Here is a 12,162-nt window from a genome sequence, read left to right on the forward strand (position 1 = left end):
ATATTTAGTGGGTGGATACCATGAATTTAAACACCCAAAACGGAATTTTAAATGCATGATTAAAAGGTGAGCTAAAGATACCTTAATTAACCCTATAATTCTATTGCTATTGGCTTTGTTTATTTGATTTAGCCGATTTATTAGGTCGTCTTTTAAATGGGGGTGGTTTAGGAGCACCCGGTTTGCAGCGTTCATTAATTTTGCGCCACAATTTAGTTAATTGCTTTGTGAGCTCTTCATTTGATTGTTCATCAATGCCACTTTTAACCATTAACACAATATCGATGTTATCAATAGTATGCTGATTTAAACGAAAACTTTCGCGAGCAAGACGTTTAATACGGTTACGTTGGCAGGCTTTTTTAACTCGTTTTTTAGCAACAGTAAGGCCTAAGCGGGGTTTTGCTTGGTCATTGGGTTTTGCTAATAAAGTAAAGAAAGGAGTTGCAGCCCGAGCGGGTTCATTAAATATACGAGAGTAATGCGAGGGAGTTAACAGACGTAACTCCCTGCCAAAGTTAAAGTCTTCCACTTATATTAAGCAGAAAGAACTTTACGGCCTTTAGCGCGGCGACGAGCTAATACTTTACGGCCATTTACAGTTGCCATGCGAGCACGGAAACCGTGAGCACGTTTGCGTTTTAAAACGCTAGGTTGAAAAGTTCTTTTCATAACAATTCCATCCGATCGGTTAAAGGTTAAAACATCCTATGCAGGTCGCGATCCTGGCACAGGTGCCATTGCGAGCGCGAGATATTATAGAGGAAGACCCCTAAAGTCAATCATAATTACATATATAATAGAGTATAGGGCAAAGTAAAACACTGGGATCAGCTAGGATCCTTATAATAAAGGAGTTTTCCACAGCCTCTGTATAAAAAGTGCATAAAAGCTTGGGGTAACTAAATTAGATCAACTATTTCCATCGCGATCTAGTGGGTTTTTTGTTATGATCAGTGAGTAGTGTTAAAAATATATTTTACTATAAATCAGTAGTTTAATTGTTTTTTTAGTCGAGATCATGTTTTTCAAAAAAATCAATCTTGTACTTGTGGATAAAGTGCCTTCATAATAGTCGGTCTTGGGTTAATAAATTGCCTAATTATAGTAATAAAAGTATAACTTTCTGGTTTATTAATATGGCCGGGAATAAAAACTAAATCTTTGGGAGTTTAACTGTGTATCTGTCGGTTTGGCAAAGTTGTTTATATGTATTGCAAGATGAACTGCCTTCGCAGCAGTTCAGTATGTGGGTAAGACCATTACAAGCAGAAAGTACCGAAGATACCCTGACTATTTATGCACCTAATCGGTTTGTACTTGACTGGGTGAGAGAGAAATACCTCAACCGCATTAACGAATTACTCGTTGAAATTTGTAAAGATGAAGCTCCTGAATTGCGTTTTGATGTAGGCAGTAAGCCTATATTAAATACACAAATGGCGGCGCCCGTTGTTGATAATGCTACACCAGTAAATCAACCCGCTGCTGTAGCGCAACCAAAAGCGGTTAAGCAAGTGGTAGAGCCAGCGCCTAAATCTGGTTATAAACCAAATATAAAAGAAAACTATACCTTTGATAGTTTTGTTGAAGGTAAATCTAACCAGTTAGCGAAAGCCGCTGCAACACAAGTTGCGGATAATCCTGGTGCAGCCTTTAATCCAGTATTTATATATGGTGGAACCGGCTTAGGTAAAACGCATTTATTGCATGCTGTAGGTAATGGCATAATGGCGAACAAGCCTGATGCTAAAATCGTGTATATGCATTCAGAGCGTTTTGTACAAGATATGGTAAAAGCGTTGCAAAATAACGCCATTGAAGAATTTAAACGCTACTATCGTAGTGTTGATGCATTAATGATTGATGACATTCAATTCTTTGCTAATAAAGAACGTTCTCAAGAAGAATTCTTTCATACTTTCAATGCGTTACTTGAAGGTAACCAACAAATAATTTTAACCTCAGACCGTTATCCAAAAGAGATTGAAGGGGTCGAAGACCGTCTTAAGTCACGTTTTGGCTGGGGTTTAACCATTGCTATTGAGCCGCCAGAGCTTGAAACGCGCGTTGCTATTTTGATGAAAAAAGCGCAGCAGAGTAAAATTAATTTACCGCATGAAGTCGCGTTTTTTATCGCTAAAAAATTACGCTCAAATGTACGTGAGTTAGAAGGTGCACTTAACCGTGTTATTGCCAACGCTAATTTTACTGGTCGTCCAATTTCAATCGACTTTGTAAAAGAAGCACTACGCGATTTATTAGCTTTGCAAGATAAGCTCGTTACGATCGACAATATTCAGCGCACCGTTGCGGAATATTACCGAATTCGGGTATCAGATTTGCTATCTAAGCGCCGTAGCCGCTCCATAGCGAGGCCGCGCCAAGTAGCAATGGCTTTATCAAAAGAATTAACAAATCACAGTTTACCTGAGATTGGCGATGCGTTTGGTGGTCGAGATCACACCACTGTATTGCACGCATGCCGAAAAGTTAAATCACTACGTGATGAAAGCCACGAAGTGAAAGAAGATTATCAAAACCTAATAAGAACATTGTCATCTTAAGGCTGACTTTACTATGCAAATAACCATACCCAGAGATCAATTTTTAAAACCTTTAGTGCAAGTGTCGGGTGCTATAGAGCGTAAACACACTTTGCCGATTTTATCTAACGTATTGTTAGAGGTCGTAGATGGTCAGTTGGCCATGACAGGTACTGATCTTGAAATTGAGCTTGTCGCTAACGTGTTTGTTGGTGACGATGTTGAAGATACAAAGCTAACATTGCCAGCAAAAAAGCTGCTGGATATTTGTAAAAGTTTACCAGATGGTTGTGAGTTAACATTATCAAGCCAAGATCATCAACTGCTTTTAACCAGTGGTAAAAGCCGTTTCTCTTTAACTACGCTTGCTGCTGAAGACTTTCCTAATTTAGAGCAGTGGGATGGTGAAGTAGAGTTTCAGCTAACACGCTTAGAATTACGTAAGCTACTAGAAAGCACTCATTTTTCTATGGCTAACCAAGATGTGCGTTATTATTTAAATGGCATGTCGTTTGAAGTAGATAATACAGATATTAAAACGGTAGCTACAGATGGTCACCGTTTGGCAATTGCGCAAAAAGAATTACCGCAATCGTTAAATACTCAACGTCAGTTAATTATTCCACGTAAGGGCGTACAAGAAATTATGCGCCTTATGGTTGCCGATGAAGAACTGGTAACTATTCAATTTGGTGCAAACCATATTCGAATTATTGATACCGAGTTTACTTTTACTAGTAAGTTGGTTGATGGCCGTTTTCCTGATTACCGTCGTGTTTTACCGCGTGGTGGTGACAAAGTTATTACTGCAAATCGCGAATGGTTACGTAGTGCTTTTCAACGTGTCTCTATTTTATCGAATGAAAAGTTTAGAGGGGTTCGATTAAACCTTTCTGAAGGTCTGCTAAAAATAACTGCAAACAATCCAGAGCAAGAGCAAGCTGAAGAAGTGGTTGAGGTAAATTATCAAGGTGATGACTTAGAAATTGGTTTTAACGTTTCTTATGTACTTGATGTATTGAACACACTTAAAACTGAAGATGTTTTATTTACTCTCGCAGATTCAAATAGTAGTGCATTAATTGAAGGTGCAGGTGACGAAGAAGCCATGTACGTTGTTATGCCAATGCGCTTATAAGGTTCTATGAGTTTAAGTCATTTAAGCCTCAATGATTTTAGAAATATTGAGGCGCTTACATTAGAACCTGTGAACGGTATTAATGTAATTTACGGTGAAAATGGCAGTGGAAAAACCAGTCTTTTAGAGGCTATTTATTACCTTTCTCATGGCAAATCTTTCCGCACACCTAAACATAAAAGCATTATAAAGCACCAGCAGAATAAGTTTACAATTCATGGTAGAAAATCGCTTTATAACTTGTCTATACCAATCGGTATCAGCAAAAGCTTAAATGGAAGTACAGAACTTAAGATTCAAGGTAAAACTAGCCGTAGAGTCTCTGAGCTCGCACAACTCATGCCTGTTCAGGTTATTACGCCTGAGAGCTATTCTTTATTTTTTGGTGGCCCAAAAGAGCGTCGTAAATTTTTAGATTTGGGATTGTTCCACGTGGAACAAGACTTTTTTTATTTATGGCAATCGTTCAATAAAGTATTAAAGCAACGAAATGCATTGTTGAAAAGCAAACCCAGAAATTATTTTGACCAAATTAGGTTTTGGGATAAAGAATTTGTTAGACTGGCAGAACAAATAAATACTTTAAGAATTGCTTATATAAGTAGGTTTAAGCAGCAGTTTTTTGATAAAATGTGTGCAGACTTAACGCTTATAAGCGATTTAGAAATAAACTATCAAGCTGGCTGGAAAGAGACTGAGTCTCTAAGTGATGCCCTTGAACATAACTTTGAACGCGATAGTCGCCAAGGTTTTACAAGTAAAGGCCCACATAAGGCCGATTTTAATTTTAGTGTTTCTGGCAACAGTGTTGAAAATACATTTTCCCGCGGTCAATTGAAGCTATTGCTTTATGCGTTAAAAGTAACGCAAAATAGTTTGATTGAGTCAGAGACTGAAAAGCAATCTATATTGCTAATAGATGATTTACCTTCAGAGCTTGGAGAAGATACGAAAGAGAAGGTCGGCCAATTGTTGTCGCACTGTCACTCTCAAATATTTATTTCTGCAATTGAATCTGAAAGTATTTCTGCTGTGGTGGAACCCATGCAACGAGAACTAGAAATGTTCCACGTGAAACATGGCAACCTAATAACAAGATAAGTGGGATTAACCATGTCTGAGAATTACGATTCGTCGAGTATTAAAGTACTAAAAGGATTAGACGCAGTAAGAAAGCGTCCTGGAATGTATATAGGGGACACCGATGATGGCACAGGCTTACACCATATGGTGTTTGAGGTCGTTGATAACTCTATTGATGAAGCCTTAGCTGGCCACTGTGATGATATTTTTGTCACAATTCATTTAGACGGTTCAGTCTCTGTTCGAGATAACGGTCGTGGTATTCCAACTTCAATCCATGAAGAAGAAGGTGTATCTGCAGCTGAAGTTATTATGACGGTACTTCATGCTGGTGGTAAGTTTGATGATAACTCTTATAAAGTATCAGGTGGCTTACATGGTGTGGGTGTTTCAGTAGTAAATGCACTTTCAGAAAAATTAAAGCTAACAATACGTCGTGAAGGTAAACTTCATGAGCAGTTTTACACTATGGGTGTGCCAGATGCACCACTAGCAACAATTGGTGATTCTGAAACAACTGGTACTGAATTACGTTTTTGGCCAAGTGGTGAAACATTTACTAATCTTGATTTCCATTACGATATTTTAGCTAAGCGTTTACGAGAGCTATCATTTTTGAATTCAGGTGTGAGCATCATCTTAACGGATGAGCGAGAAGAAAATAAATCTGATCACTTCAAATACGAAGGCGGTATTCAAGCATTTGTTGAATATCTAAATCGTAATAAAAACCCAGTACACAAAGGCGTTTTCCATTTTACTCATGAGCGTGAAGAAGATGGTATAAGCGTTGAAGTATCTATGCAGTGGAATGATGCATTCCAAGAAAATATTTACTGTTTCACAAATAACATTCCACAGCGTGATGGTGGTACCCACTTAGCCGGTTTTAGATCTGCGCTAACTCGTACACTTAACAACTATATGGAAAAAGAAGGCTTTAATAAAAAAGCTAAAACAACCAGTAATGCGACGGGTGATGATGCTCGTGAAGGCTTAACTGCAGTTGTAAGTGTTAAAGTACCTGATCCAAAATTTTCATCTCAAACAAAAGATAAGCTAGTTTCAAGCGAAGTTAAATCTGCGGTTGAGCAAGCAATGGCTGAAAAGTTCACTGAGTTTTTATTAGAAAACCCAATGGACGCGAAAATCGTTGTTGGCAAAATTATTGATGCAGCACGCGCGCGTGAAGCGGCCCGTAAAGCGCGTGAAATGACACGCCGTAAAGGTGCTATGGATTTAGCCGGTTTACCAGGTAAACTTGCTGACTGCCAAGAGAAAGACCCAGCACAATCTGAACTATACATAGTGGAGGGTGACTCAGCTGGCGGTTCAGCCAAGCAGGGTCGTAATCGTAAGAATCAGGCGATTCTTCCGCTAAAAGGTAAGATATTAAACGTTGAAAAAGCACGTTTTGATAAAATGTTATCTTCGCAAGAAGTAGCGACGCTAATCACAGCATTAGGTTGTGGTATTGGCCGTGACGAATACAATCCTGAAAAATTACGTTATCACCGTATCATAATCATGACCGATGCCGACGTAGATGGTTCACACATTCGTACCTTGCTACTGACATTTTTCTATCGTCAAATGCCAGAAATAGTTGAACGTGGATACATTTATATTGCGCAACCGCCACTTTATAAAGTGAAAAAAGGTAAGCAAGAGCGTTATATCAAAGATGATCCAGCATTAGTTGAGTACTTAACATCGTTAGCATTAAATGGTGCAGCGCTTTATACAAGTGCTGATGCTTCTGCGCTTGAAGGTGAAGCACTAGAAAGTATTGTTCACGATTACCAAAATACAGTTAAAGTTATTGAGCGCTTAAAACGTAAATACCCGAACACGGTTATGAATCGCTTAATTTATCAAAGTGAGCTTAAAGCAGAGCACCTTTCTGATGAAGAGAAAGTAATTGCATGGACTAAAGAGCTAGTTGATGACTTAATTGAGCGTGACGAAGATGCAACAATATTCCATGCTGGTACTGAGCACGATACAGAGCGTAACCTATACTATCCGGTTGTGAATATTCGTCAGCATGGTGTGGATAAAGCACACATACTTCATTATGACTTTATTGCTTCAAAAGATTATCAACGCATTGCTGTAACAGGTAAAAACATCGCTAACGTGCTTCAAGAAGGGGCATATATTCAACGCGGTGAAAAAACAAAACCTGTTGATAACTTTGTGGATGCATTGGAATGGTTGATCACAGAATCTAAGCGTGGGATCTATATTCAACGCTATAAAGGATTGGGTGAAATGAACCCTAGCCAACTGTGGGAAACGACAATGGATCCTGATGCTCGTCGTATGTTACAAGTAACGATCGAAGATGCTGTTGGTGCTGATCAATTGTTTGCTACATTGATGGGTGATCAAGTAGAACCTCGCCGAGAGTTTATCGAAACGAACGCACTACGCGTAGTTAACCTCGATGTTTAATTGCGAGTAATAATTTAAAAAAGGAGCCTGATGGCTCCTTTTTTATTGGCTGCAAATGCACAAACTGCTTAAAACATGACTACGCACAAGGTATACTGAGGGTAATTTTCACGCTACATCACAGCAGATACTAAAAGCCAAATATGCAAAAATATGACGTTAAAACCTTTCAAGGTTTGATCCTGGCTTTACAGGATTACTGGGCACAGCAAGGTTGTGTCATTATTCAGCCACTCGATATGGAAGTTGGCGCAGGTACATTCCACCCACAAACATTCTTAAAGTCTATTGGTCCAGAGCCAATGTCTAGCGCATACGTACAACCGTGTCGCCGTCCTACTGATGGACGTTATGGTGAAAACCCTAACCGCTTACAACATTACTACCAGTTTCAAGTAGTATTAAAACCATCGCCTGAGAACATCCAGGAGCTTTATTTAGGCTCTTTAGCAGCTGTAGGTATCGATACGCTAACTGATGAAGTGCGCTTCGTAGAAGACAACTGGGAGTCACCTACATTAGGTGCGTGGGGCCTAGGTTGGGAGATCTGGTTAAACGGTATGGAAGTAACGCAATTTACTTACTTTCAACAGGTAGGGGGTATTGAGTGCTCACCAGTGACTGGCGAGATTACTTACGGCCTAGAACGTTTAGCAATGTACATACAAGGCGTAGACAGTATTTATGACCTTGTTTGGGCAGACGGTCCGATGGGACGCGTTACTTATGGTGACGTTTTTCACCAAAACGAAGTAGAGCAATCAAAATATAATTTTGAGCACGCCAACGTTGAAGACTTGTTTGCACAGTTTGATAAATGTGAAGCTGAGAGCCAAAAGCTAATTGAAGCTGGCTTACCATTACCTGCCTACGAGCAAGTAATGAAAGCATCGCACGCATTTAACTTGCTTGATGCTCGTCACGCTATTTCTGTGACAGAACGCCAACGTTACATATTACGTGTTCGTGCATTATCTAAAGCATGTGCACAAAGTTATTATGATGCACGCGAAGCGCTTGGCTTCCCGCTTTGTAAGGATTAAGCATGTCAGCACAAAACTTATTAGTAGAAATTGGCACAGAAGAGTTGCCACCAAAAGCACTGCGAAAACTTGCAGAAGCATTTGCTGAAAACCTAACAGCAGAACTTGAAGGGTTAGAGTTAGCTCATCAAGGTGTTAAATGGTATGCATCGCCACGTCGTTTAGGTTTACAAGTAACAGCGCTTGAAGACAAACAACAAGATAAAGAAGTTGAAAAACGTGGCCCTGCAACAAAAGCTGCATTTGACAGCGAAGGCAACCCAACTAAAGCGGCAATGGGTTGGGCACGCGGTTGTGGTATTGATGTTAAAGACGCACAAACTCTCGAAACAGATAAAGGCGCGTGGTTATTGCACATTGCTAAAGTAGCAGGTAAAGAAACAACCGCATTATTAAATGACGTAGTGAATAAAGCGTTAGCAAAACTGCCTATTCCAAAGCCGATGCGTTGGGGCGCGAATAAAACACAATTTATTCGTCCAGTGCATACTGCCACTATTTTGTTTGGCGATAAACTCATTGAAGGCGAAGTACTTGGTAAAGCAATTAATAACCAGCTTCAAGGGCATCGTTTTCATCATCCAGAAAAAATTAGCATTAACCACGCAGACGATGTTTTTGCTGTACTTAAATCTGCACACGTTGTTGCCGATTACGAGGAACGTAAAGCACAAATTCGCAGCCAAATTCAAGCTGCCGCAAAAGCAGTTAATGCTGTGGTTGCTATGGATGAAGATTTACTAGAAGAAGTAACATCTTTAGTTGAGTGGCCAGTTACCCTGACCGCAACGTTTGAAGAAGCGTTTTTAGATGTACCAGCAGAAGCGCTGATCTACACCATGAAAGACGACCAAAAATACTTCCCGTTACTAGATCAAGACGGCAAGCTACTTAATAAGTTTTTGTTTGTTTCAAACATTGAAAGCAAAAACCCAAGTGTTGTTATCGCAGGTAACGAAAAAGTAGTACGCCCACGTTTAGCTGATGCGCAATTCTTCTTTGAAACAGATAAAAAGAAAACCCTAGAAAGCCGTTTAGAGTCACTTGATAGCGTATTATTCCAAAAGCAACTGGGTACGCTAAAAGATAAGTCTGAGCGTATTGCGGCACTAGCCGGTTACATTGCTGAGCAACTAGGCGCAGATAAAGCATTAGCAGAGCGTGCTGGCTTATTAAGTAAAACAGACTTAATGACCGAAATGGTAATGGAGTTTACCGACGTACAAGGTGTTATGGGCATGCATTACGCACGCCATGATGGTGAAGCCGAAGACGTAGCCATTGCGCAAAATGAGCAATATATGCCACGCTTTGCAGGCGACAGCTTGCCAACAAACTTAATCAGTTGTGCAGTTGCGATTGCTGATAAGTTTGACACGCTGGTGGGTATCTTCGGTATTGGCCAAGCACCAAAAGGCGATAAAGACCCGTTTGCACTTCGTCGTGCTGCAATTGGTGCGTTGCGTATCATGGTAGAGAAAGAGCTGCCATTAGATATCCTAGACTTAGTTGCTAAGTCACAAAGCTTATTTGGCGAAAAGCTAACTAACTTAAATGTATCGACTGATGTGTTTGAGTTTATGCTTGGCCGCTTCCGCGCTTGGTATCAAGACGAAGGCATTCAAGTTGATGTTATTCAAGCCGTGCTTGCGCGTCGCCCAACTAAGCCTGTTGATTTTGACCGCCGAGTTAAAGCGGTAAGTCACTTCCGTACATTAGACGCCGCAGAAGCACTTGCAGCGGCTAATAAGCGTGTAAGTAACATTCTGGCTAAGAATGACATAACGAGCCAAGGCAAGGTCGATGAGAGCCTATTAAGCGATGATGCTGAAAAGGTACTCGCTTCACAGGTTGCTAAGTTTGCAACTGAACTTGCACCACTTTATGCCGCCGGCGATTACCAAGAAGCATTAGCGCAATTAGCGGGTATCCGCGAAAGTGTTGATAACTTTTTTGATAACGTTATGGTTATGGCTGACGACGAAGCAGTTAAGCAAAATCGTTTAGCATTATTAAGCCAATTAAGTGGCTTATTTTTAGATATTGCTGATATTTCTGTACTACAGAAGTAAATTCAGCGCAGCTTAAAAAGCCAGCAGCTATGCTGGCTTTTTTGTATTTAAGGTTAACCTATGAAACGTATTATAACGCTTGCGGTTGTTAGCTTATTAACCGCATGTTCGAGCCAAGTTCAACTACCTAGTATTGATGACGTGTTACCTAGTAAAGAGCTAGATAAAACCATGTACTTACGTGGAGATTTCACTTTATGGGATGCAGAGCCACAATATCAGTTTGAGAAAGTAGCACCTGGGATTTACCAAGCCAATGTTAAGTTTTCAACACCTGGCAAAGTATACGAATTTAAAATTGCCGATGCCGACTTTAGCGAAGGCTATAATTGTGGTTACAGTGAAGCAGCCCCAGCTGGGCAGTCACTTACATTAGGCCAAGCCTCATTGGCAGACTGTAATACTATTTATAATTACTTTAGCTTCACCCCAGTAGCAAAAGGTCGCTACGTAGTAAGCATTGATTATCGTAATTACGATGAACCGAAAGTGACGATAACCAAGAAATAGCTTTAAGCTATAAGCCGTCAGCTTTCAGTTGCCTGATCCGAGTGAACTTATAGATTTGTGACAGGGATGTTAGGCATTTTTATTAAGAAAATATTTTAGCCCAACAATTATAAAAGGATTTAAGAGTTTGAAAGAATTAGAAAGTGATAAAATAAATAAAACATTAATTCGATATTCGGTAATTCAACTGCTTGAAACAGGAACACTTTCACTTCTATTAATTCTGCTAATTCTATTTTTTCTTTTTATCTTACTTAATAATACAGGAGTTGATATGAACAGCTTAATAAGTTTACTAGGCAGCGTGGCAAGTATTGTTAGTTGTCTTGTTGCTATTGTAGCTATTTGTATGGCGAAAAAGTGGTGGAAAGATTTTGATAACAAAGTTATTCGGGAAAATGTTTTTGAAGCATTAGCTATTATTGATAACTTGGAAGTGTTGATAGAAAAGCAGATTGAAAATAGAATTTATTATTGTAACACTAGTAGAAATGCAAAATCAGCAAGGCTGATACCAAAGAAAAAACATGAGGAAGCCAATTATCTAAAGGAGCTTTATAAAAACGAAGTATCCTTCTTAAGAGGTGAGGTACTAGAAAGTATTAAGGTACTAACAAAGATCTCTTACAAACTTAAAAATCTCAAGGTGTCAGTTGCTGAAGATATTGAAGACTTAAAATATGGTATTGATGCAATTAATCACTTAGCACTTGAAGAAGATGGTAATACAGTAGTAACACCATCTCTAATAGTGGCTGAAAAGAAAAAATATATTAAAAATGACTCTAATAATATTTTTAAAACAGCAAAAGTTAAATTGAAATCACATATTAAGAACTAAGCTATTGTGAGAACCGAGAACCGAGAACCGAGAACCTAGTTTCAAAGCCCTTTCTTCACCAAGTACCTATACGGTACGGTATCTACTTCTTTGGCTACTAACGTGTGATCCATAAATATGCAGAAGCTGGGGATGTCGCGGGTGGTTGAGGGGTCGTCTGCGATGATCAGTAAGGTTTCGCCTTCTGCCATTTTGCGCACCGCACCGCGGATCATCATGACAGGCTCTGGGCAGCGTAGGCCGATGGCGTCTAATTGGTGATCGGGGTTATCAAAACTCATGGCGGTGGACCTTATCAAGTGGCGCTTAACGATTAATTTAAGGTCGCTAGTTTAACGGCCTAGCCGCAATAAATAAAGTCACATCACTAATGCTTATTTGACCATAAAGGTTTATTTGAAAAGAACATAAAAAAGCCGCGCTGATTTATAAATCAGCGCGGCTTTTTACACCAAGAGTTGGTTACGTGTAT

At 39.6% G+C, this 12,162-nt stretch carries 11 protein-coding genes; 8 read left to right on the forward strand and 3 right to left on the reverse strand.

Annotation, left to right across the window (positions count from 1 at the left end):
* Positions 1-106 precede the first annotated feature (106 nt).
* Together rnpA and rpmH are read right to left on the reverse strand one after the other, a co-directional pair.
* Positions 107-532: a ribonuclease P protein component gene (gene rnpA, locus ACHUE3_RS18890; protein ID WP_058562002.1), complete on the reverse strand. Its 426-nt coding sequence runs from the start codon at positions 530-532 to the stop codon at positions 107-109.
* A gap of 5 nt (positions 533-537) precedes the next feature.
* Positions 538-672: a 50S ribosomal protein L34 gene (rpmH, locus tag ACHUE3_RS18895; protein WP_004335215.1), complete on the reverse strand. Its 135-nt coding sequence runs from the start codon at positions 670-672 to the stop codon at positions 538-540.
* Positions 673-1,178: 506 nt separating this feature from the next.
* On the opposite strand from rpmH, the gene dnaA reads away from it, so the two are divergent.
* From dnaA to ACHUE3_RS18935, 8 genes are all read left to right on the forward strand, one after another.
* On the forward strand, positions 1,179-2,567 hold the full coding sequence (gene dnaA, locus ACHUE3_RS18900) for a chromosomal replication initiator protein DnaA (RefSeq protein WP_394193855.1): 1,389 nt from the start codon (positions 1,179-1,181) through the stop codon (positions 2,565-2,567).
* A 13-nt stretch (positions 2,568-2,580) separates the two neighbouring features.
* On the forward strand, positions 2,581-3,684 hold the full coding sequence (gene dnaN, locus ACHUE3_RS18905) for a DNA polymerase III subunit beta (RefSeq protein WP_394193856.1): 1,104 nt from the start codon (positions 2,581-2,583) through the stop codon (positions 3,682-3,684).
* Between the two features lie 6 nt (positions 3,685-3,690).
* Positions 3,691-4,785, forward strand: a complete 1,095-nt coding sequence (recF, locus tag ACHUE3_RS18910) for a DNA replication/repair protein RecF (RefSeq protein WP_394193857.1) — start codon at positions 3,691-3,693, stop codon at positions 4,783-4,785.
* Positions 4,786-4,797: 12 nt separating this feature from the next.
* Positions 4,798-7,224 (forward strand): DNA topoisomerase (ATP-hydrolyzing) subunit B, encoded by a 2,427-nt coding sequence (gene gyrB, locus ACHUE3_RS18915; protein ID WP_394193858.1) that lies wholly within the window; start codon positions 4,798-4,800, stop codon positions 7,222-7,224.
* 143 nt (positions 7,225-7,367) lie between these two features.
* Complete coding sequence (gene glyQ, locus ACHUE3_RS18920) at positions 7,368-8,267, forward strand: glycine--tRNA ligase subunit alpha (protein ID WP_058562007.1); 900 nt, start codon at positions 7,368-7,370, stop codon at positions 8,265-8,267.
* Between the two features lie 2 nt (positions 8,268-8,269).
* Complete coding sequence (gene glyS, locus ACHUE3_RS18925; RefSeq protein ID WP_394193859.1) at positions 8,270-10,339, forward strand: glycine--tRNA ligase subunit beta; 2,070 nt, start codon at positions 8,270-8,272, stop codon at positions 10,337-10,339.
* Between the two features lie 60 nt (positions 10,340-10,399).
* Entirely contained in the window at positions 10,400-10,849 is a 450-nt protein-coding gene (locus tag ACHUE3_RS18930; protein WP_394193860.1) for an early set domain-containing protein, read from the forward strand.
* 127 nt (positions 10,850-10,976) lie between these two features.
* Positions 10,977-11,690 (forward strand): hypothetical protein, encoded by a 714-nt coding sequence (locus tag ACHUE3_RS18935; RefSeq protein WP_394193861.1) that lies wholly within the window; start codon positions 10,977-10,979, stop codon positions 11,688-11,690.
* Between the two features lie 41 nt (positions 11,691-11,731).
* On the opposite strand, the gene tusA is transcribed toward ACHUE3_RS18935, so the two are convergent.
* Positions 11,732-11,971, reverse strand: coding sequence for a sulfurtransferase TusA (tusA, locus tag ACHUE3_RS18940; RefSeq protein WP_394193885.1), 240 nt, complete (start codon positions 11,969-11,971; stop codon positions 11,732-11,734).
* Positions 11,972-12,162 lie beyond the last annotated feature (191 nt).

Source organism: Pseudoalteromonas atlantica, from assembly GCF_043641955.1.
GTDB classification, from domain to species: Bacteria; Pseudomonadota; Gammaproteobacteria; order Enterobacterales; family Alteromonadaceae; genus Pseudoalteromonas; species Pseudoalteromonas atlantica_A.